We start from the raw sequence: 21,298 nt of genomic DNA, 5'->3' as shown, positions 1-21,298 counted from the left end.
CCCGCCCCTCGCGCTCCATATTCTCCCCCTCACCCGCCCTGCGCCCCCGCAGGCGAGGGGGCCGGGGGGAGGGGGCCCTCACAGCACCCGCGGCCCCCAGTAGATGATCAGATAGATCGGCACCCACACCAGCGACATGAAGTACTGGTAGAACGCCGCGTCGGCCGCGTCGGGGTAGTGCTTGCGCAGCGCATGCCCCGTGAGGAAAAGCGCCGCCAGCGTCCCCGTCTCAAAGAAATCAACCACGATGAGCGTCGTGTGCAGCACCACCACGCCCCACGCGGCCGATGCGTAGGCGTGCGCGTCCCAGCGCACGTTGAGCGCCAGCAGCTCCCACCAGCGCAGCACGTTCACCACCAGCGTCAGCGCGCACGCGACCAGGAGCCAGCGCCCCACCCCGCGCCGGTCGAAGCGCTTCGCCGCCTTCCCCGCCGCGTGCATGGGCGCCATCACCAGCAGAAGGAGAACCGTGTTGATGGTGGAGATCAGCAGATCCGGGTTGGGGGTGCGCCCCGGCGGCCACCCCATCTCGCCGGTGCGCAGGTAGAAGTACGCGCCCACCATCAGCACCAGCGTAAACCCCTCGATCACCATGAAGCCGATCGTGCCCCACCACAGGAGCGACCGGTGGCCGAAGACGACTTTGGGGAGGCCGGAGACGTCCAGCACGCTGCGCTCGGCGTTCATGCGGGCTCCTCCCCCTCGGTCAGGGGACGCTCGGGCTCATCCTGCGTCGCCATCCACACCAGCAGGGCGGGGAAGAGGAGCGACGGGCCCACCACGTAGGCCCACGTGGTGAAGATGCCGCCGATGAACGTCACCGCCACCGCCAGCGCGCAGAGCAGCGGCGCGATGCTGGGGCCGGGGTGCTCGTAGCGTGCGTCGGGCTCCGCGTCGAGCACGGTGGTCAGGAGGATCTCGCGGCGGCGCGTCCCCATCCCCGTGACGACGGGGCGGTCGGGGGTGCGCTCCCACAGCGCGTACAGCCCCTGCACTACCGGGATGTGGAGGAAGTTGTACGCGGGCGGCGGTGACGCGGTGCCCCACTCCAGCGTGTGCGAGCCCCACGGATCGTCGCCGGCCGGCGCGCCGCGTCGCGCGCTGGTGAAGACGTTCGCCAGAAAGGTGAGGATCCCCGCCGCCATCAGCGCCGCGCCCACGGTGGCCATCAGGTTGAGCGGCGCCCACCCCGCCTCCACCGGATAGGTGTACACGCGGCGCGTCATCCCCATGAACCCCAGGAAGTGCATCGGGAAGAAGGTGACGTTCATCCCTACGAAGAAGAGCCAGAAGTGCACCTTCCCCAGCGTTTCGGAGAGCATCCTCCCCATCACCTTGGGGAACCAGTAGTAGAAGGCCCCGAAGAGCGGGAAGACGAAGGCGCCGATCTGCACGTAGTGCAGGTGCGCCACCACGAAGTAGGTGTCGTGCGCCTGCTGGTCGAAGGGCACCGAGGCCACCATCACCCCCGTGATCCCTCCGCACACGAAGAGGACGATGAAGCCGATCACGAAGAGCAGCGGTGTGGCGAACCGTGGCCGCCCCGCCCACAGCGTCGCGATCCAGCAGAAGATCTGCACGCCGTTGGGGATGGCGATCATCAGCGACGCCGCCGTGAAGAAGCTCTGCCCCAGCTGCGGGAGCCCCGTGGTGAACATGTGGTGCACCCACAGCCCGAACGCCAGGAACCCCGTCGCCACCAGCGAGAGCACCAGCGGCGTGTGCCCGAACATCTTGCGCCGCGCGAACACGGGGATGATCTCGGACACGAACCCCGTGGCGGGGATGAACATGATGTAGACTTCGGGGTGCCCAAAGAACCAGAACAGATGCTGCCAGAGGAGCGGATCGCCCCCTTCCGCCGGGTTGAAGAAGTGCGTGCCGATCAGCCGGTCCATGGCGAGCATCATGCTGGCCAGCGCCACCGAGGGCATGGCGAAGGTGACCACCACCGCCGTCACCAGGACCGACCACACGTACAGCGGCAGCCGGTTGAGCGACATCCCCGGCGCGCGCTGCTTGAGGATGGTGACGATGAGCGTGACCGCCGCCACCAGCGACGCGATCTCGGTGAAGGTCACGGTCTGCGCCCACACGTCGATGCGCTTCCCCGGCGAGTACTGCGGACCGGAGAGCGGGACGTAGTTGAACCACCCCGCGTCCGGCCCCGTGTTGAGGATGAAGCCGGAGTACAGCAGCACCCCGCCGATGAGGTACGTCCAGTAGCCGAACGCGTTGAGGCGGGGGAAGGCTACGTTGCGGGTCCCCACCATCAGCGGCACGAAGTAGAGCGCGACCGCGAGCTGCACCGGCACCCCGAACAGGAACATCATCGTGGTGCCGTGCATGGTGAAGAGCTGGTTGTACTGGTCTGGCGAGAGCAGCCCGTTCTCCGGCCGGGCGAGCTGGATGCGCATGACCATCGCCTCCAGCCCGCCGAGCAGGAAGAAGATGAAGGCTGTGGCGATGTAGCGCTTCGCCACGGACTTGTGGTCCACGGCGACGAGCCACCCCCAGAAGCCGGGCTTGGGTCGCCAGCTCCGCTCCATCTCCGCCCGCCCGCCGGCGTCGAGGAGGCTGGCCGTGGCGTGGGCTTCGGTGTGGGCCAAGGAAGGTCTCCGCGCGAAGAAAGTGCGTTAGTGCGTTAGTGCGTTGGTGCGTTGGTGCGTTGGTGCGTTGGTGCGTTAGTGCGTTCGTAGGGGCGCGATTCATCGCGCCCGTGCCCGGCCCCGCTCCACCGCCCGTTGACGCACACCAAACCCCGTAGGGGCAGACCCGCGTGTCTGCCCGTCGCCGGCGATACCCCGATCCCCCCGGCCCAGGAGCGCATGAATTCGCCGCTGGCCCCCCACGAAGTCCGCCTCCGCGGACTCGCGCGGAGAGGCGGGCACCCCCCTTTTGTCATCCTGAGCGAAGCGCCTCACCGTCCTCGCCCCGGCTCCACCCCTTTGGCGCGGAGCGAAGGATCTACTGCGCGTGCTTGGAGACCGGCCCGTGACGCCTGTCCTCCCGCCTCGCCGGCTAGATCCTTCAGTCGCCGCCGAAAGTCCGGCCTGCGCCGCCGACCCCCGTCAGGCGGCTCCCTCAGGATGACATCGATTCCCCATTCCCCATTCCCCATTCCCCATTCCCCATTCCCCACACCCCTACTTCAGGCTCTCCAGATAATCCAGCAGCGCCTGCAGCTCATCGCTCGCGAGCTGGTTGGGCGGCATGCGGGTGCCGGGCTTGATGCTCTGCGGGTCCAGCACCCACCCGCCCAGATGGCCGCGCGTGTTGGGAATGGCGCCCGAGGCCAGCGTGCGGCGGCTCGCCAGGTGCGTCAGGTCCGGGCCGATGCGGCTGTTGGCCGGCGTGCCCCGGATGGTGTGGCACATCGCGCACTGCTTCGACAGGAACACCTGCTGCCCCTTCTGCTGCATCGAGTCGGCGGGAGGGGTCGAGCTCCGCAGCTGCGCCTCGTACCACGCGGCGAAACGGTCCGGCGGCTCCGCGATCACCAGGAAGTTCATCTTGGCGTGCTGAAGGCCGCAGAACTCCGCGCACCGCCCGCTGAAGACGCCCGGCTCGTCCGCGCGGAAGTAAGTGGTGCCGCCGTACCCGGGGATCAGGTCGATCTTGCCGTGGAGGTTCGGCGCCCAGAACGAGTGGATCACGTCGCGCGACTGCACCTCCAGCCGCACCTTGCGTCCGACGGGGATGTGGATCTCGTTGGCCGTCGACACACGGCGGCTGTACAGCGGGTCCTGGTACTCCACCGACCACCACCACTGGTGCCCGGTGACGCGGATCGTCATCGCACTGGAATCGGCGAAGGCCGCCAGCGCCCGCCCCGTGTAGAAGTTGTAGACCAGCAGCACCAGCAGGATGGTCACCGTGGCCGCCACCGACCCGCCCACCCACCGCGCCATCCGCCGCTCCGCCTCCGGCCCGGCGGCGCTCTCCGCCCGCCGCCTGCCGCGCCATAGCGCGTAGAAGAGGAAGCCCACCACCGCCACGAAAACGGCCGTGCCCAGCCAGGTGAGGAACCAGATCAGGTCGCTGATCCGCTCCGCCTGCGGGCCCACGGGGTGCGTGGCCGAGAACTGGCGCTCGCACCCCGCCAGGAGCACGGCCGCCGCGCACGCGTGGGGACGAAGGCGCGTGCTCACGGGAGCTGGCGCTGGGGTGCGGCGTCGGTCACGGGGCGGACCTCCTGCATGTGGTCCGCGCGGGCCGGCCAGGTGTCCGGCGGGGTGAGGCCGCTCAGCGTGCGCACGTACGACACGAGCTGCCAGATCTGCCCCTGGTCGATGCGCCCGCGGAAGGAGGGCATCCCGTTGGGCCGACCCTCCACGATGGTGGCGAAGACGTTCTCCGGATCGCTCCCGTAGATCCACTCGTCGTCGTTCAGCGGCGGCCCCATCCCCCCGCCGCCGCCCGCGGAGTGGCACCCGGCGCAGTTGTACTGCTCGTAGAAGGTCTGCCCCTGACCGACCGCGAACCGGTTCTCCTGGTACGCACCCATCGACGGGTCCGGCGTCTTGGGACCGGCCTGCAGCTCCGTCGTCTGCACCGCGGGAAAGGGCGATGCACCCGGCGGCGTGTCGCGCGACGGACGCTCCTCGCGCTCGCACGCCGCGAGCACCCCCGCCAGGCAGACCAGAACCAGCGCCATCGATCGCATCGTTCTCCCTCCGGTCATGGACGGCCTGCCCGCGGCACTCCGTACTCGTCCAGGATGGCGTTCACCTCCGCGCGCCGGCGGACGAGGATCGCCTCCACCTCTTCCTTGAGCTTCACGTCCTCGCGCCGCACTCCCATCGAGATGTCGAAGACGAAGGGGAGGAAGGGCAGGTCGACCTGCGGCGAGACGGGGACGACCTCCATCGGCACCCCCGCCCGCGGCGCGAAGTAGCCGGCCAGCGGCCCCCACACCACCGCCACGTCGATCTCCTTGCGCGCCAGCGCCGTCAGGATGTCGGCCGGCGGGTTGGGCTTGGAGTAGTCGCCGTACAGCGTGTAACCCCGCACGTTGCGGATGATGCCGCGCGTGCCGAGCGCGTGGGCGGGCGGCGTGTTGGCGTAGTCGTCGCCCACCAGGTGCACGCCGATCTTGACCCGCTTCAGCACGGGGTCATCGAACGAGCGCACCCTGAACCCCGCATCCTTGCGGTACACGAAGACGTAGGTGGAGCGGTAGTACGGCCTCGTGGGGAGGGCGAGCTCGAAGGAGCTGGGCACCCCCATCACCAGGTCGCACTCCCCGGCGCGCAGGGTGTTGCGGATGAAGCCGCGCCGCTGCGCCCACCAGGTGTACTTCACCCGCGCCCCCATTTCCCGCGCCACCATCTCCGCCAGCCGGTTCTCGAACCCCTCCCCCCTTTCGTTGGAGAAGGGGAGGTTGTTCGGGTCGGCGCACACCCGCAGCTCGCGGGCGGGCTTCGCCTGCGTCTCGGCGCAGGCGGCGAGGAGCGCTATCATGAAGAGAAATAGGCGCCGCGGGGGGCCCTCACCCCCGCTCGTTCCTCGCTGCCCCCTCTCCCGATAACAGGAGAGGGCTCCGCCCTCCTGTTCTCGAGAGAGGGGGCGGTTTTTACGGGCAGGTGCGGATTGGGCACGCTGTTCTCCCCCTCTCCCGATAACGAGAGGGGCACCCTCTCCTGTTATCGGGAGAGGGGGTCGGGGGGTGAGGGCCCCGTCAGGGGAGCGCGAACACATACAGCGTCCCTCCCTTTTCCGTGTGCCGCGGCAGGTCCCTCATCGCGCCGACGAATCCGAGCGCCGCGCTCGCGTCCTCGGTGGAGAGGTCGCCGGAGACCACCGCGCCGGGCCACCCGCCCACGCCGTCAAAGATCGCCACGTACTGCTTGCCGTCAGGGCCGCGAAAGGTGACGGGCTGGCCGATGATGCCCGAGCCGGTGCGGAACTGCCAGAGGATCTTTCCCGTGGTGGCGTCGACGGCCCTGAACCAGCGGTCCATGGTGCCGTAGAACACGACATCGCCGGCCGTGGCCAGGGCGCCGCTCCACACGGGGAAGCGCTCGCGGATCTTCCACGCGGCGCGCCTGCGCACCGGGTCCCAGGCGGTGAACTCGCCGCGGTGGCCGCCGGGGCCGGCGTACATGGTGACGTTGGCGCCCACGTACGGAGTGCCGGCGATGTAGTTGGCCTCCAGCGCCTCGTAGTCCATGCACAGGTTGTTGTGCGGGATGTAGAGGAGGCCCGTGCGCGGCGAGAAGGACATCGGCTGCCAGTCCTTGGCGCCCGGCGCGCTGGGGCAGATCCCGCGCACCACCGTCCCCAGCCGCGGCGTGGCGGTGGGGTTGGGCTGGAAGGCGCCCGTCTTCAGGTCCACGCCCTTGGAGGAGGTGATGTGGACGAAGGGGTCGGCGGAGAGCACCTCTCCGGTGGCGCGGTCCAGCACGTACATGTAGCCGTTCCGCTCCGCGCGCACGATGACTTTGCGCACCCGGCCGCCGATGGGCAGGTCGAGCAGGACGTTCTCGTTGACGCCGTCGTAGTCGTGGACGTCGTGCGGGCTCCACTGGTAGAACCAGCGCGCCTCTCCCGTGTCCGGGTCGCGGGCGAATATCCCGGCCGTCCACTTGTTGTCGCCCGGACGCTGCTCGGGGTTCCAGGGGCCAGGATTGCCCGTGCCGTAGAAGATCAGGTCCAGCTCGGGATCGTAGGAGATCCACCCCCACACGGTGCCGCCCCCCGTCTCCCACGCGCCCGGCGGCCAGCTCGTGACGCCGAGGTCCTTGCCGCGGTCCTGCGCGTAGTGCGGCTTGAAGCTGGGGCCGATCAGCACGTCGGCGTCGGGGCCGGTGCTGTAGGCGCGCCAGGCGGTGCGGCCGGTGGCGGCGTCGAGGGCGGTGAGCCAGCCGCGCACCCCCATCTCGCCGCCGCTGTTCCCCACCAGCACCTTTCCCTTCACCACCAGCGGCGCCATGGTCATGGTTTCGCCGCGGTTGATGTCGCCGATGCGGACGCGCCACGCCTCGGCCCCCGTGGCGGCATCGACGGCGACCACCTGGTTGTCGAGCGTGTTGAAGAAGATGCGCCCGTCCGCGTACGCGGCGCCGCGGTTCACCTTGTCGCAGCAGGCCACCCCCTGCGCGGCGATCTGCACCGGTGGCTTGTAGTGCCACTTCACCGGCGCGCCCGGCTTCGTCAGGTCCAGCGCGAAAAGCTCGTTCGGAAAGGGACTCACCCAGTACAGCGTGCTCCCCACCACCAGCGGCGCCCCCTCGTGCCCGAAGAAGTTGCCGTCGGAGAAGGTCCACGCCAGCCGCAGCCCCTTCACGTTGCCGCGGTTGATCTCGCCCAGCCCGCTGAACCTCGTGCTGGCGTAGTCCCGCGCCGGCATCACCCACTGCCCGTCCTCCGCCACGGGTGCGTTGCGCGCCGTAGCGGCGAACATCGTCCGCAGCGCGGGCCATTGCCCCGGCTTCTCCTTGGCGCCGTACTCGCCAGACATGTCGTGCTCGATGCACCCCGCCGCCAGGACGAGCAAAAGGGTGCGTAAGTGCGTGAGTGCGTAAGTGCGTGAGGAAACCCCCGCGCACCAGCGCACTAACGCACTAACGCACTCACGCACTTTCTTCATGGCAGCGCGAACACGTAAAGGGTCCCGCCCCGCGTGGTGGCGCCGGGAAGGTCGCGCATGGCGCCCGCGAAGCCGAGCGCCACGGTGGTGTCTTCGGGGTTCGCCATCCCCGCCACGATGGCGCCCGGCCAGCCGCCCACGCCGGAGAGGATGGCGACGTACTGCTTGCCGTCCGGCGCGCGGTAGGTGATGGGCTGGCCGATGATCCCCGACTCCGTCTTGAACTGCCACAGGAGGCGCCCGTTGCGCGCGTCCACCGCCTTGAACCACCCCTCCATCGTGCCGTAGAACACCACGTCGCCCGCGGTCGCCAGGGCGCCGCTCCACACGGGGAAGCGCTCGCGGATCTTCCACATGGCGCGCCTCCGCACCGGGTCCCACGCCGTGAACTCGCCGCGGTGGCCGCCGGGGCCCGCCTTCATCACCACGCTCATCCCCACGTACGGCGTGCCGGCGATGTAGTTGGCCTCCACCGACTCCACGTCCATGCACAGGTTGTTGTGCGGGATGTAGAGGAAGCCGGTGCGCGGCGAGAAGGCGGTGGGCTGCCAGTCCTTGGCGCCCGGCGCGCTGGGGCAGATGTCGCGCACCGGCCTGGCCATGTGCGGATACTTCGTCATGTCCGGTATGTACGTCCCCGTCTTCAGGTCCACCCCTTTCGACGAGGTGATGTGGACGAAGGGATCCGCGGAGAGCACCTGCCCCGTGGCGCGGTCCAGCACGTACATGTAGCCGTTCCGCTCCGCGCGCACGATCACCTTGCGCGTGCGGCCGCCGATGGGCAAGTCGAGGAGGACGTTCTCGTTGACGCCGTCGTAGTCGTGCACGTCGTGCGGGCTCCACTGGTAGAACCAGCGCGCCTCGCCCGTGTCCGGGTCGCGGGCAAAGATCCCCGCCGTCCACTTGTTGTCGCCGGGGCGCTGCTCGGGGTTCCAGGGGCCAGGGTTGCCGGTGCCGTAGTAGATGAGGTCCAGCTCGGGATCGTACGAGATCCACCCCCACACCGTCCCGCCGCCCACGCGCCAGGTGGTGGAGGGCCAGCTGCTCACGCCCAGGTCCTTGCCGCGATCCTGGGCATAGAACGGCTTGAAGCCGGGGCCGATCAGCACCTCGCTGTCCGGCCCCGTACTGTACGCCCGCCACGCAACCTTGCCGCTCTCCGCATCGAGCGCGGTGAGCCAGCCGCGCACGCCCATCTCGCCGCCGCTGTTCCCGACGAGCACTTTGTCCTTGACGACCAGCGGCGCCATGGTCATGGTCTCGCCGCGGTTGATGTCGCCCAACCGCGTGCGCCAAACCTCCTCGCCCGTCGCAGCGTCCACCGCGACGGTCTGGTTGTCGAGCGTGTTGAAGAAGACCTTGCCGGCCGAGTACGCGGCGCCGCGGTTCACCACGTCGCAGCACGCCACGCCGGCCGCGGCGCGCAGCAGCGGGGGCGAGTACGTCCACTTCAGCGCGCCGCCCCGCGCCAGGTCCAGCGCGAAGAGCTGGTTGGGAAAGGGAGTGATGATGTACATCGTGCTCCCCACCACCAGCGGCGCCGCCTCGTGCCCGCGCCGGATCCCCGTCGAGAACGTCCACGCCGGCTGCAGCCGGGCGACGTTGGCCGCGGTGATCTGCGCGAGGCCGCTGAAGCGCGTGCTCTGGTAGTCCTTGGCCGGGATCGTCCACTGCCCGTCCTCGGCGTAGGCGGCCGGGGCGATCCCCAGCGCGCGCCGCGCGGCCAGCGCCGTGGAGACCGGCGCCTCCGCGGACTCGCCGCGCGAGCAGCCGAGCGCCGCCACGAGGAGGACGGACGCGCGGAGTGGCCGGAGTGGCCAGGGGCGGCCCGCCGGGAACCTTCGCTTCAACACGCCTCCCACAGAGTGAGCCGCATGGAGCGTCCGGCCTGAAAGGATGCTGCAAGCCCGGGAGCCGGGCCGTGAAGTCGATGCGAACACTGGACAAAAGCCGCGGAACGGATGCTCGCGGCACCCTGTCCATTTTTCGCAGCATTCATGCCGTCAAGTGGCCTTTCTCTTGCGAGTCCGGCACCCGCAAACGCCAGTGTTTCACTGGGGTTCTACGCATGTTTCCGCCCATCCTCCGGATGTCGATGCAGGGAGAGGAGATAGGCCGGAGGGAGTTCTTGCGCCGTGCATCGCACGGGTGCGCGGCTCTGGTCGCGGGCGGCGCCGTTCCGCGCCTTTCTGCCGAGCCGCTGCGCATCGGGCTCGTAGCAGCGGGCGCCTCCGTCACCCGCGGTGTTACGCTGGGCGTGGAGGAAGCCGCGCGCACGGGGACGCTCTTCGGCCGCTCCATCGAGCTCGTCACCGGGACGGCGGAGAGCCTGGCGGGGCGGCGCGGGCTGGCGGCGCTGGTGGGCGGCTCGGGCGAGGCCCCGGCGCGGGCAGCGAGCGCGGTGGCGGAGCGCGCGGGCGTCCTCTTCCTCAACGCGGGCACCCCTGCGGACGCGCTGCGCGGGTGCGGGCGGAACACCTTTCACGTGGAGGCGAGCGCCGCCATGTACGCCGCGGCGGGGGCGCGCGCCGTGCTGTGGCACCCGTCACTGGAGCGCTTCGGGGCCGCGCAGCTCAACGACCGCTTCCGCGCCCGCTTCGGCGGCGCCATGGACGGGCCGGCGTGGGCGGGGTGGATGGCGGTCAAGGTGCTCTGGGAGGCCTCGTTGCGCGCGCGCTCCACGCAGCCGGCGGCGTTGCGCGCGTACCTGGCGCGCGGCGACACCCGCTTCGACGGACACAAGGGATGGCCGCTCTCCTTTCGCGCGTGGGACCGCCAGCTCCGCCAGCCGCTCTACCGCCTGGACGCGGCGGGGAAGGTGGCGGGCGAGGTCCCAGCCCGCGGCGCGGCGGGCGGGGCGTCGTCGGGCGAGCTGCTGGACCGCTTGGGCGCAGGTCCTTCCGCATCCACCTGCCGGGGAGGAACGCGATGAAGAAGACGGCATGGGCGGCGGCGCTCCTCATCCTGGCCGCGTGCGGCGACGAGGACCGTGCCCAGACGGAGTACACGCCCAGCAACGACAGGACCTCCACCTCGGCGGACGACAGCACCCTCGTCCCCACCCGCGTGGTCGCCATCCCGGACACGGCGGAGAAGGCGCCCCCCGTCCAGGTCACCCTCCCGCTCGCCCTGGCGCGGCTGGGGCGCGGGCTGGTGCAGGGGAACGGCGAGGTGGCGGCGGTGGGGAAGTCCACCTCCATCTCCGTGGCGCTGGCTCGGGGCGCGCCGGGCGCCACCTACGAGGGCGCCGTCCGCCAGGGCGACTGCGCAAAGATGGGGAGCCACATCGCCTCGCTTTTCCCCGTGAGCGCGGACTCGCTGGGGAACGGGCGCGCCTCCAGCGACGTCCCCGTCCCCATCGACAGCCTCACGAAGGGGCGCCACGTGGTGGTGTACGGGCGCGGCGGGCGGCCGGAGGTGTGCGGCCCCGTATCACCGCGCTCCGCCGCCCTTCCCGCGCCCCTCCCCAAGCGCGAGAACACGGCCCCGTCCCCGCGCCGCGCCCCGCCGCCGGATTCCGCGCGGTGAGCAGACTTGCTACGGGCTCACGCGGAGACGCGGAGACGCAGAGAGAACTTCGCGTGCTCTCCTCTGCGCCTCCGCGTCTCCGCGTGAGCACATTACGATCTTGATGAAACGCTACGCCCTGCTCGCGGCGCTCCTCGCGTTCCCCGCGTCAGCCCAGCGCCCGATGCTGTTCGTCAGCAATGAGGGCTCGCGCAGCGTCACGATGGTGGATGCCGTGACGAAACGCGTGCTGGCGACGATCCCGGTGGGCGAACGTCCGCGCGGCATCCAGAGCTCGCCAGACGGGCGGCGCGTGTACGTGGCGCTCAGCGACGACCGCCCCAACGCGCAGAGCGGGCGCGACGCCATCGCCGTCATCGATGTCGCCACGCGGCGGGTGGTCGCGCGGTACGCGGGCGGCACGGACCCCGAGCAGTTCGCGGTGAGCCCCGACGGATCGCGGCTCTACGTATCCAACGAGGACGCCGGCACCGCCAGCGCCACCAACCTGCGCACCGGCCGCACCATCGCCACGCTAGTCGTTGGCATAGAGCCGGAGGGGGTGGGGATGAGCCCAGACGGGCGCTGGGTGTACGTGACCGCCGAGACGAGCAACACGGTCTCCGTCATCGACACGCGCGGCAACCGGGTCGCCGCATCGTTCCTGGTGGACGTGCGCCCCCGCGCCGTCGCCTTCTCGCGCGACGGGCGGCGCGCGTACGTCACCAACGAGATCAGCGGCACCCTCTCCATCATCGACATCGCCCGCCACGAGGTGATCGGGAGCGTCGAGATGGAGCGCGGCGAGGGGAAGCCGGTGGGCGTGGTGGTGTCGGCCGATGGATCGCGCGTGTACGTGGCCAACGGCGGCGCCAGCACGGTTTCGGTGGTCGATCCGCGGGCGCGGCGGGTGGTGGCGCGCATCCGCGTGGGGCGGCGGCCGTGGGGGATCGCCCTGAGCGCGGACGGACGCTGGCTCTACACCGCCAACGGCCTCTCCAACGACGTGTCGGTGGTGGACACCCGCACCCTGCACGTGGTGGGGAGCATCCGCGTGGGGCAGCGTCCGTGGGGCATTGCCGTCACGCGCTGAAAAAGGACGGAGGGGTACGATGCAGACACGCGAAGCCGGGGCCGAGCTCGACTCCCCGCTCCAGTCCGTAGCGGAAGCGGCATGGACGCCGCTGGTGACGGCGCTCCTCGTGCTGCTGCCCGGGCTCGTGGGGCTGGCGATCGGCCGACCGACGCTCTTCCCCAGCCTCGGGCCGACGGCGCTCCTCCAGGCCCGCACGCCGGACCATCCATCCACGCGCTTCTACAACGTGGTGGTGGCGCACCTGATCGGCCTCGGCTCCGCGTTCCTGATGGTGACGATCTTCGGAATCGCGCACGCCCGGTCCGCCTTCGAGGTGGGGGAGCTCTCGTGGAGCCGCGTGTTGGCGGCGTCGCTGGCGGTGGGGCTTTCGGCGCTGGTGGACACGCTCCTCCGCGCGCCGCATCCGCCCTCCGCCGCCACTACCCTGCTGGCGTCGCTCGGCGCGTTCCACCCGTCCGTCCGCGACACTGTCACGTTCGTGATCGGGGTGCTGATCGTGGCCGTCGCCGGCGAGCTGTGCCGCCACCTTCGCCTGCGCGGGGTGGACTCGCCGCGCGCGCGGGACGGCGTCCGGTCATAGCCCGGCCTTGTAGCGGGCGCCGCGGCGACGTAAGCTGTGCCCCGGCGAAGCATCCGCGTTCCCATTCTCTCGCAGAACCATCATGGATCCCAAGATCTTGGAGTCGGCGCGCTCCTGTTTTCCCCCCGCCTCCGGCGCGCTGACGCTCGGCGCGGTGGTGCACGACGGCGCCTGCCACCCGGAGCCGCTCGTGGGGCTTCCGCTCTCGATGATCAACCGCCACGGTCTCATCGCTGGCGCCACGGGCACGGGAAAGACGAAGACGCTGCAGCTCATCGCCGAGCAGCTCTCCGCGGCCGGCGTGCCCGTCTTCCTGTCCGACGTGAAGGGCGACCTCTCCGGGATCGGCGCCCCGGGCGAGGCCAGCGACCGCGTCAACACGCGCGCCGCGGACACGGGCTACACGTGGAAGCCGCTCGCCGCCCCCGTCGAGTTCCTGAGCCTCACGGGGAAGTTCGGCGCGCAGGTGCGTGCGACGGTCTCGTCGTTCGGGCCGGTGCTCCTGGCCAAGGTGCTGGGGCTGAACGCCACGCAGACGAGCGTGCTGAGCCTCGTCTTCAAGTACTGCGACGACAAGGGCCTGCTGCTCCTCGACTTCTCCGACCTGCGCGCAGTCCTGCAGCACCTCACCGGCGACGGCGCGGACGAGCTGGCGCAGTACGGCGGGATGTCCAAGGCCACGGTCGGGGTGCTGCTGCGCGAGATGATCGAGCTGGAGCAGCAGGGCGCGGAGGACTTCTTCGGCGAGCCGGAGTTCGACCTGGACGACCTGATGGAGGTGGAGGCGGACGGGCGCGGCCGCGTGAGCGTGCTGGAGCTGCAGGACGTGCAGGACCGCCCCGCACTCTTCAGCACCTTCATGCTCTGGATGCTCGCCCGCCTCTACAACCAGCTTCCCGAAGTGGGCGACGTGGACCGGCCGAAGCTCGTCTTCTTTTTGGACGAAGCGCACCTCCTCTTCGACAACGCCAGCGAGGCGCTGCTGAACCAGGTGGAGCAGGTGGTGCGCCTGATCCGCTCCAAGGGCGTGGGCGTCTTCTTCATCACCCAGAACCCGCGCGACGTGCCGGCCGAGGTGCTGGGCCAGCTCGGCCACCGTGTCCAGCACGCCCTGCGCGCCTTCACCCCGGACGACGAGAAGGCGCTGCGCTCCGCCGCGCGCACCTTTCCCAAGACCACCTTCTACGACATCGAGGAGACGCTCACGACGCTCGGCATCGGCGAAGCGCTCGTGACCACTCTGTCCACTAACGGCGTCCCCACGCAGCCGTTCGCCACGCGCATGGTGCCTCCGGCTTCGCGCATGGGCCCGCTCACCGCCACGGAGCTGGAGGACGTCAACGAGCGTTCCGAGCAGGTGCGCCGCTACGCCACCGACATCGACCGCGAGAGCGCCCGCGAGATGCTCGCCGACCGCGCCGCGCCGGTTCGCGAAAAGGAGAATGAGGAGGAGCCGGACGACGCCCCCGAGAAGCCGCGCGCGCGCCGCGAAAAGGAGGCGCCGAGCGCCCTGGACAAGATCCTCAAGTCGCCGCTCACGCGCACGGTAGCCGGGGCGATCACGCGCGGCATCATGGGCGCGCTCCTCGGCGGAAGCTCGCGCAGCCGCAGCCGACGGCGCCGGTAGGCCTCACGCAGAGGCGCAGAGACGCAGGAAGAGAACAAACGGGAAAAAACATCTCACCCTCTGTTCTTTCTTTTTCCTCTCCTGCGTCTCTGCGCCTCTGCGTGAGATTGCTGTTAAGCGGTGCCCGCCTTGCCGCCGACATGGGCCCAGAGCGCCCGCTCCAACAGAACCGGTGTCCACTCGCCGCCCAGCTCCAGGGCGGATGAACGGAGCGCGTCCGCGTACCTGGCGTAGTAGCCCAGCGTCCACGCGACGGGGCCGAGGCCGGGAAGCTGCGCCGCCACCAGCTCGTCGAAGAAGGGATAGATCTCCGGTGCCGCCGCGGACGCCGCCGCCGATGCGGTCGCCGGTCCGACGCCCTTGAGCTTCGACAGCTCGGACACGGGCGCGGTGGGGTGCGGGATGCGGGCGAGCGCGGCGGTGCTAGTCTCCACCACGGCCGCGGGGTCGTTGCCGCGCACCAGCACCAGGTTCGGCGCGCGCCACACGCCGCGCGCCATCTTCCACTCCGTCAGCCGCACCAGCTCGGCGTGCGTGACGTGCGCCGGGCTGCGCGCGGCGATCAGCCCCGGCAGCTCCTCGCGATACCAGCGGTCCAGCTCGGGAAGGCGCGCGACTCCCTGCCGCTCGACCACGGCGGTGTAGTCGTCGAGCGCGCGGCGCAGCGTCTTCGGGTCCGGTATCGGCACGTCGGAGGGGGGCAGAAGGGGAGTGATGGTCGGCGCTGAAGCTGCCCTGCTTTCTCCTCGAGTGCAAGCATCCACGGCACCGCGACGCCACATCAGTGTACTCACCGCACCGCCACGATCGAAGGCGGACCAGAGCCACGCACCTTCACGCGCCTCGAAGCCGGCCCGCCGGAGTCGAGGCGCGTTCCCAAGTGAGACGAACACGATGTCGAACGACGCGCGCCCCGTCGCGGAGCGCATCCGCGCCGCGGCGGAGCTGCTGGAAGAGGTGGTCGCCGACCGCGCCCTGCTTGCGGAAGTGAGCGAGGAGGAGCGCAACCGCTTCCTCCGCGCCACCGGCCTCATCGCCCGTCCCGACGCCAACGACCGGCGCCGCCTGCAGAAGGCCACGCGCCGCGAGCGCCGCGCCGAGCGTGCTCAGCGCGCCGAAGAGGTGCTGTCGCAGCGCGGCATCCGCAAGCTGCGCCAGGAGCCGGTCTTCGTGACGCCGATGTTCGCGCCGGCGGGCTTCGACCAGCCGTACCTGCTCACTGAGAAGTCGCAGGTGCCCACGCCTGACGTGCACAACTGCTACATCTGCAAGCGCGACTACACGGAGCTGCACCACTTCTACGACCAGCTCTGCCCGCCCTGCGCCGAGCTGAACTTCGCCAAGCGCGGCGAGACGGCCGACCTTACCGGCCGCGTGGCGCTGCTCACCGGCGGGCGCGTCAAGATCGGCTATCAGGCGGGGATCAAGCTGCTGCGCGCGGGCGCGCACCTGATCGTCACCACCCGCTTCCCGCGCGACTCGGCCGCACGCTACGCGCAGGAGCCCGACTTCGCGGAATGGGGGCACCGGCTGGAGATCTTCGGCCTCGACCTGCGCCACACGCCCAGCGTCGAAGCGTTCTGCCGCGAGCTCCTGGCGACCCACGAGCGGCTGGACTTCATCGTCAACAACGCCTGCCAGACGGTGCGCCGCCCGCCCGAGTTCTACCGGCACATGATGGAGGGCGAGACCGCGCGCCTGGACCAGGTGCCCGAGCACGTGCGGCGCCTCCTGGGCTCGTACGACGCCCCCGCGCTCGCCGCCGCCGCCCTCGTCCCCGCGCGCACCGACGACGCGGTGGCCGGCCTGGCGCGCGCCGCGGAGCTGTCGCAGCTCCCGCTCCTGCCGGAGGAGTTCTCGGTGGACCAGGCGCTCTTCCCGGCCGGCCGCCTCGACCAGGACCTTCAGCAGATCGACCTCCGCGACCGGAACTCGTGGCGGATGATGATGGACGAGGTCCCCGCCGTGGAGCTCCTGGAGGTGCAGCTCGTGAACGCGGTGGCGCCCTTCATCCTCAACGCCCGCCTCAAGGCGCTGATGACGCGCACGCCGGAGCGCGACAAGCACATCGTCAACGTGTCGGCGATGGAGGGGCAGTTCTACCGCCGCTTCAAGACGGCGCGGCACCCGCACACCAACATGGCGAAGGCGGCGCTCAACATGATGACGCGCACCTCCGCCGTGGACTACTACGCGAGCGGCATCCACATGAACAGCGTGGACACCGGCTGGGTGACCGACGAGGACCCGGCGGAGCTCGCCGCGCGCAAGACCGCCGAGCACGGCTTCCACCCCCCGCTCGACATCGTGGACGGCGCCGCGCGCATCGTGGACCCCATCATCAGCGGCATCAACACCGGCCACCACGTCTGGGGCGCCTTCCTCAAGGACTACAAGCCGACGGATTGGTAGGGGTTACGGGCAGATCAGGGCTCCTCGTCCGCCATTAGGGCGCGGAAGCCCGCCTGCTGAAAGTGCCGGTCCTCCGTAGCGGCGTCGTGTAGGCCCCGGTCCCGCATCACCACGAAGGAGATGCAGTCGGTGAGCCCCCACTCCTTATCCGAGCGACGCTCAAACAGATCCAGAGCCCGCGTCAGGAGCGTGGTGTCCACTGCAACCACGCTCATGTTTGGCTCGCCGTAGCAGCCGCGGATGAATTCTGCAGCGTGCCGTCGCAAGCCAGGGGTTCTGCTCAGGGCGTTCCCCACTTCGGCAAGCACGGCCTCAGTGATGACGACTTCCGGCGACTGCTTGACCCGCTCGGCGAGCGACACAGCCCGCGGATGATGTGAATCCCGTGGGTTGAGGAGAGCCTGGACATAGGAGGTGTCCAGGAAGAGTCGCGCGGCGGGTGAGCGGAAGATCACTTCACGGACGACCGCTTCGGCGTCCCGTACAGATAGTGGTCGTGCTCACTTGACCAATCGGCCGGCATCTCAACCGTTCCGGCGGTCCGCTCCAGAAAGTCCCACAGCCCGCCGCCCTTGGGGAGGTCCGCATCGGCCTCCTCAGGCTGCTCGCCGTTACCCTCCAGCAGCATGTCTTGGAGCGTGCCCACGATCTGCTCCAGGGTCGTGTCCGCCGGAAGCTCCTCGATCGTTCGAATCGCAAGCTCTTTCGTAGTCATTCCCTCCTCCTCTGAGTGGCTCGCCCGTTCTAACCCGCCGGCCGATTCTGGTCGGCTGCAACTAGAATACCCCGGATCCTGCGTTCAGGACCAGACAGACTCCGATCAGTGTACTGTTAGTCCGAGCTGAGCTCGGCCCCGATGACCTACGAGGTGCTGTTCATGGGAGACACCACTTTCGATCTGGCCTACGCGTCACCCGAGCTCCGCGAGCTAGTGGAGGCGGCTGCGCGCACCGGCGCGGTCGTCCTCACCCGCGGCGGAGAAGCGGTTGCGAAGATCATCCCACTCCACCGGACCCGCGCCGCGCGCAAGCCCGGTAGCGCGCGTGGGATCATCCACATGGCCGAGGATTTCGACGCCACACCCGAGGACTTCAACGACTAGCGGCAGCCACGCGATAGTGATTGCCGCTTCGTCTTTTCACGCGCTCCCTCGCTCCGCGCTGGTACACCGACAGGCACACCAGCTCGCCCGCCCGGGTCGCGCACCTCCCACCATCGGCTATTCGTCTGCTTGATGATAGCGTACGCGGGTTGCTCCTTCGGCGCGGGTGCACCGGCACCTGTTCGTCCGTCATACCAGACCTCCAACTCTCTTGACCCCGGACGCGCGGCAGGGCTACTCTTGAGGAGCGCGCGGCCTTCGGGTTCGCTCGTTTAGGAGGCTGGCCGTATCTTCTTGGCGGGAGAGCGACCAGCCTCCTTTCTTCTGCCGTGCGTATGCGATAAGTGGCCGGCGGTGGTACGGAGGCAGATCCGCAACAAAAAGCCGCTTAGAGTTCTCATCCAGCGGGTGCTTGATGAGACTCTCTTTTCCATGCGGCAGATTTCGGAAGAGAGGCGGCGGTGAGCTATGACGCGATCCCCTCTTGGGGGACGGACCGACGCACACCGGGGCCTGACAGCGTGCAGCAGTTGATTGCCGCATGGAGCAACGCGCGATGCGATTGCATAATTAGCGTCGGAACCCAGCCACGCTACAGACGCAATTTGAGGGAGTTCACGGGTGAACGGCTTACCCATGTTGTTGTGCCTCTTGTCTGTGTCGAGTTGGGTAATCGAACGCGCGCCGAATGAATCTTCCCTTCGGCTACATCCTTAGCATCGGAACGGATCACATGCAGGTGCACATTGCCCGGCGGGTCGACAGCGAGCAACTCCAGTACTCGCGCGTTTTGCTGCCCTTGTTCGAGGCGATCGTTAATTCAATACACGCAATTGAGGACTCCGGCAGGTCGGACGGTCGCATCGACCTGGAGATTGAGCGCGATCTGTCATTGCTACCCCCTGATCCGCACCATAGTTATCTTCCGGATGTGCAAAACATCACGGTCATCGATAATGGCATTGGGTTCACAGATGAGAATCTTGAGTCGTTTCGGCTAGTGGATTCGCCGCACAAGGCTAGCAGGGGAGCGAAGGGTCTGGGACGCCTCACTTGGCTGAAGGCGTTCGATCGTGTGGTAGTCGAGAGCACATATCGGCATGGGGATAAGGCGTTATTCCGAACTTTCGGCTTCGAACGAACTGCCGATGGAGTGGAACGCCTCTCTACGGAGCCGAGTGTCTCGAATGAAAGTCACACTCGCGTCAAGCTGATCGGATTTAAGAAGGAGTTTCGTCCGCACTGTCCTAACCGACCCGAAACCATTGCTCGGCGTATAATCGAGCATTGCTTCCAGAACTTTCTGTTCGATACGATGCCCCCGTTGTGGATTGTTGATCCACAAGCAGGCGAAGAGATTTGTGTCAATGATCTTTACGCTTCGGAGTATTCTCCGAAGGACCAGCCGAAGGTGTTCTGGATTCAGGATCATCAATTCTTCGCCCAGGACGTCTTCCTTCGAAATTCTCCAGAAACGGAGCACGCCATCCATTTCTGCGCCAATGAACGAGTGGTGAAGTCCATAGCCCTCGCTCGTCGAATCCCTCATTTGGAGGGGAAAATCCAGGGCGAAGACAATGTAGATTACACATATGCGGTTTATGTCACAGGGAAGATTCTAGATGAGCGGGTAAACGGTGAACGCACGAGCTTCTCCATCGATAGCCGTGATGAACTCCGACTAAATGGCAGCCTTTGCTGGGAGGACATCGTCGACAAGGTCGTAGCGCAATCTGATGCTGTACTTCGCGGCTATACGACGGCGGCACGGGCACGTGCCCTGAGTCGCGTAGAGCGTTTTATCGCGAATCACGCCCCTGAATACCGGCACCTCCTTAAACACGCACGTGACCAACTCGCGGAAATTGCTGTCGCGGACGACAAACTCGATGTTGCGTTGCATCGGATTGATGCAGAATGGCGAGCACAACTGAAGGAGGAGGGGACGGCCCTCCTGAAGGCCGCCGAGAGGCCTGAAGGGTTTACGAAGCACAAGGAAAGATTCGCGAGCTTCTATGGAAAGCTGACGGATTCCGTCAAGTCAGACCTCGCGCAGTACGTAGTTCGTCGTGCTATGGTCCTCTCGTTCCTCAAGCAGCAAATTGCGCTGCAGCAGGATGGGAAGTTCCCGCACGAGGCCGCTCTCCACTCACTTATCATGCGGCAGCGCTCCACGTCTGATGATCTTACCGACGAGGATCACAACCTGTGGATTCTTGATGAACGACTTGCTTATCACTTCTTTCTCGCGTCCGATTTACCATTTAAGCAACAGACTGGCCCAGTCGATGTAGATAGTGACACACGTCCTGATATATTGCTGTACAATCGCGCGATGATGTTCACCGAGGGCGCGGATGTCATCAACTCGGCAATTGTTGTAGAATTTAAGAGGCCTGAGAGGAACGAGTATCAGGATGACGATAATCCGATCCAGCAGGTTTACGATTACGTCTCAGAAGTGCGGGACGGTACCAAAAAGGGGGTGAACGGAAGGAGGATCCAAGTCCGCGAGGATTTGCCATTCTTCTGCTTCGTAGTGGCGGACCTTACACCGAAGATGAAGCGATTTGCTGCGGGCGCTAGCTTACGACCAATGCCTGACGGTGATGGTTTTTTCGGCTACAACGAAGTACACAAAGCGTATGTAGAGGTTGTGTCCTACGACAAGCTGCTGCGGGACGCGAACCGCCGGAATCGTGCTTTCTTCAAGCGGCTGAATTTAGAGAACAGCTGAACAATTAGGCACGCGAATTGGCTTAATCCCGTGTCAGCGTCACGTGCAGCGTGTCGTGCGGCATCTGCATCTCGCCTACCATCGTATTCGCATCCATGATGGAGCCGTGATACTTCACGTGAGCGCCGAGCAGGTCCCACTCGAGGGTCACCTCGTCCTCGCCGCGATGGCCGGTGAGGACGAACGCGGTAGACTGGGTGCCGTGACGGGCGGTGCCGCGGCCGTCGACCTTGCCGGCGGCGTGTTCCTGGAGGGTGAGGCGCCACGCCACGTGTCCGGAATCCTGCGGCTCGCCGACGGCGGCGGACTCGGCGGTCCAGGTGCCGGTGACGTTGCCCTGCGCCACCTCGCGCGGGGAGCGGGGCGGGTGGCAGGCGGCCAGCGCGAGCGCCGCGGCTAGGATGGCGACGCGAGCCCGCTTCGGAGGGCTCGTGCTGTTTGCGGCGGGGGCCGGTGGTGTCATGCCGGTTCCGGTGCGGGTGAAGGCACGGGCAGCCACATGGGGCATCTGTTCCAATTAATTCGTCCGTGGCCCGCATTTCCTGTGTGAATGTCGCGGTGTTCGCTCCAGGGGCAGGTCTGGCGGCAGGGGGACAATGTCTTCGTCGGGGATCGTGGGTGCGCATGTCTTCAGGCGGCTTGAAGG

Annotated in this window: 19 protein-coding genes; 8 read left to right on the top strand and 11 right to left on the bottom strand. The window is 68.0% G+C overall.

Going from position 1 to position 21,298, the window contains the following annotated elements; genetic code table 11:
• Nucleotides 1-78: 78 nt before the first annotated feature.
• The 7 genes from VF647_14575 to VF647_14545 form a co-directional block, all read right to left on the bottom strand.
• Complete coding sequence (locus VF647_14575) at nucleotides 79-687, bottom strand: hypothetical protein (GenBank protein HEX8453324.1); 609 nt, start codon at nucleotides 685-687, stop codon at nucleotides 79-81.
• A complete protein-coding gene (gene ctaD, locus VF647_14570; protein ID HEX8453323.1) occupies nucleotides 684-2,609 on the bottom strand; it encodes a cytochrome c oxidase subunit I in 1,926 nt (641 codons plus the stop codon). Before ctaD ends, VF647_14575 begins: the two co-directional genes overlap by 4 nt.
• 537 nt (nucleotides 2,610-3,146) lie before the next feature.
• On the bottom strand, nucleotides 3,147-4,151 hold the full coding sequence (gene coxB, locus VF647_14565; protein ID HEX8453322.1) for a cytochrome c oxidase subunit II: 1,005 nt from the start codon (nucleotides 4,149-4,151) through the stop codon (nucleotides 3,147-3,149).
• Nucleotides 4,148-4,666 carry a c-type cytochrome gene (locus VF647_14560; GenBank protein ID HEX8453321.1) on the bottom strand — a complete coding sequence of 173 codons (519 nt, stop codon included), beginning with the start codon at nucleotides 4,664-4,666 and terminating at the stop codon, nucleotides 4,148-4,150. Before VF647_14560 ends, coxB begins: the two co-directional genes overlap by 4 nt.
• A gap of 14 nt (nucleotides 4,667-4,680) precedes the next feature.
• Nucleotides 4,681-5,463, bottom strand: coding sequence for a substrate-binding domain-containing protein (locus VF647_14555; GenBank protein ID HEX8453320.1), 783 nt, complete (start codon nucleotides 5,461-5,463; stop codon nucleotides 4,681-4,683).
• Nucleotides 5,464-5,680: 217 nt separating this feature from the next.
• The gene (locus VF647_14550) at nucleotides 5,681-7,498 is read right to left on the bottom strand and encodes a methanol/ethanol family PQQ-dependent dehydrogenase (GenBank protein ID HEX8453319.1); all 1,818 of its coding nucleotides are present in this window, start codon (nucleotides 7,496-7,498) and stop codon (nucleotides 5,681-5,683) included.
• An 89-nt stretch (nucleotides 7,499-7,587) separates the two neighbouring features.
• Complete coding sequence (locus VF647_14545; protein ID HEX8453318.1) at nucleotides 7,588-9,441, bottom strand: methanol/ethanol family PQQ-dependent dehydrogenase; 1,854 nt, start codon at nucleotides 9,439-9,441, stop codon at nucleotides 7,588-7,590.
• A gap of 278 nt (nucleotides 9,442-9,719) precedes the next feature.
• Here VF647_14545 and VF647_14540 point away from each other — a divergent pair, with 278 nt between their 5' ends.
• The 5 genes from VF647_14540 to VF647_14520 all read left to right on the top strand — a co-directional run bounded on the left by VF647_14540 (nucleotide 9,720) and on the right by VF647_14520 (nucleotide 14,401).
• Nucleotides 9,720-10,523 carry a hypothetical protein gene (locus VF647_14540; GenBank protein HEX8453317.1) on the top strand — a complete coding sequence of 268 codons (804 nt, stop codon included), beginning with the start codon at nucleotides 9,720-9,722 and terminating at the stop codon, nucleotides 10,521-10,523.
• Nucleotides 10,520-11,119 carry a hypothetical protein gene (locus VF647_14535; protein HEX8453316.1) on the top strand — a complete coding sequence of 200 codons (600 nt, stop codon included), beginning with the start codon at nucleotides 10,520-10,522 and terminating at the stop codon, nucleotides 11,117-11,119. The genes VF647_14540 and VF647_14535 overlap by 4 nt, the downstream gene beginning before the upstream one ends.
• Before the next feature lie 103 nt (nucleotides 11,120-11,222).
• Nucleotides 11,223-12,191 (top strand): PQQ-dependent catabolism-associated beta-propeller protein, encoded by a 969-nt coding sequence (locus VF647_14530; GenBank protein HEX8453315.1) that lies wholly within the window; start codon nucleotides 11,223-11,225, stop codon nucleotides 12,189-12,191.
• Nucleotides 12,192-12,210: 19 nt separating this feature from the next.
• Entirely contained in the window at nucleotides 12,211-12,774 is a 564-nt protein-coding gene (locus tag VF647_14525) for an HPP family protein (protein ID HEX8453314.1), read from the top strand.
• 82 nt (nucleotides 12,775-12,856) lie between these two features.
• Nucleotides 12,857-14,401 carry a helicase HerA-like domain-containing protein gene (locus tag VF647_14520; GenBank protein ID HEX8453313.1) on the top strand — a complete coding sequence of 515 codons (1,545 nt, stop codon included), beginning with the start codon at nucleotides 12,857-12,859 and terminating at the stop codon, nucleotides 14,399-14,401.
• Nucleotides 14,402-14,514: 113 nt separating this feature from the next.
• On the opposite strand, the gene VF647_14515 is transcribed toward VF647_14520, so the two are convergent.
• Nucleotides 14,515-15,090, bottom strand: coding sequence for a hypothetical protein (locus tag VF647_14515; GenBank protein ID HEX8453312.1), 576 nt, complete (start codon nucleotides 15,088-15,090; stop codon nucleotides 14,515-14,517).
• A 205-nt stretch (nucleotides 15,091-15,295) separates the two neighbouring features.
• On the opposite strand from VF647_14515, the gene VF647_14510 reads away from it, so the two are divergent.
• Nucleotides 15,296-16,813 (top strand): SDR family oxidoreductase, encoded by a 1,518-nt coding sequence (locus tag VF647_14510; protein ID HEX8453311.1) that lies wholly within the window; start codon nucleotides 15,296-15,298, stop codon nucleotides 16,811-16,813.
• A gap of 14 nt (nucleotides 16,814-16,827) precedes the next feature.
• Here VF647_14510 and VF647_14505 read toward each other — a convergent pair whose 3' ends face one another.
• Both VF647_14505 and VF647_14500 read right to left on the bottom strand, forming a co-directional pair.
• Nucleotides 16,828-17,268 (bottom strand): PIN domain-containing protein, encoded by a 441-nt coding sequence (locus tag VF647_14505; GenBank protein HEX8453310.1) that lies wholly within the window; start codon nucleotides 17,266-17,268, stop codon nucleotides 16,828-16,830.
• A complete protein-coding gene (locus VF647_14500; protein HEX8453309.1) occupies nucleotides 17,265-17,528 on the bottom strand; it encodes a hypothetical protein in 264 nt (87 codons plus the stop codon). Before VF647_14500 ends, VF647_14505 begins: the two co-directional genes overlap by 4 nt.
• 141 nt (nucleotides 17,529-17,669) lie before the next feature.
• Here VF647_14500 and VF647_14495 point away from each other — a divergent pair, with 141 nt between their 5' ends.
• Nucleotides 17,670-17,915 carry a hypothetical protein gene (locus VF647_14495; protein HEX8453308.1) on the top strand — a complete coding sequence of 82 codons (246 nt, stop codon included), beginning with the start codon at nucleotides 17,670-17,672 and terminating at the stop codon, nucleotides 17,913-17,915.
• Nucleotides 17,916-18,603: 688 nt separating this feature from the next.
• A complete protein-coding gene (locus tag VF647_14490) occupies nucleotides 18,604-20,652 on the top strand; it encodes an ATP-binding protein (protein ID HEX8453307.1) in 2,049 nt (682 codons plus the stop codon).
• A gap of 22 nt (nucleotides 20,653-20,674) precedes the next feature.
• Here the strand turns inward: VF647_14490 and VF647_14485 are convergent, their stop codons facing one another.
• Nucleotides 20,675-21,115: a hypothetical protein gene (locus tag VF647_14485; protein ID HEX8453306.1), complete on the bottom strand. Its 441-nt coding sequence runs from the start codon at nucleotides 21,113-21,115 to the stop codon at nucleotides 20,675-20,677.
• Between the last annotated feature and the right edge of the window lie 183 nt (nucleotides 21,116-21,298).

Origin of the sequence: Longimicrobium sp. (genome assembly GCA_036387335.1) — a bacterium.
GTDB lineage: Bacteria > Gemmatimonadota > Gemmatimonadetes > Longimicrobiales > Longimicrobiaceae > Longimicrobium.
The sequence above is the reverse complement of the archived record's forward strand: the minus strand, read 5'-3'. Positions and strand labels throughout refer to the sequence as shown.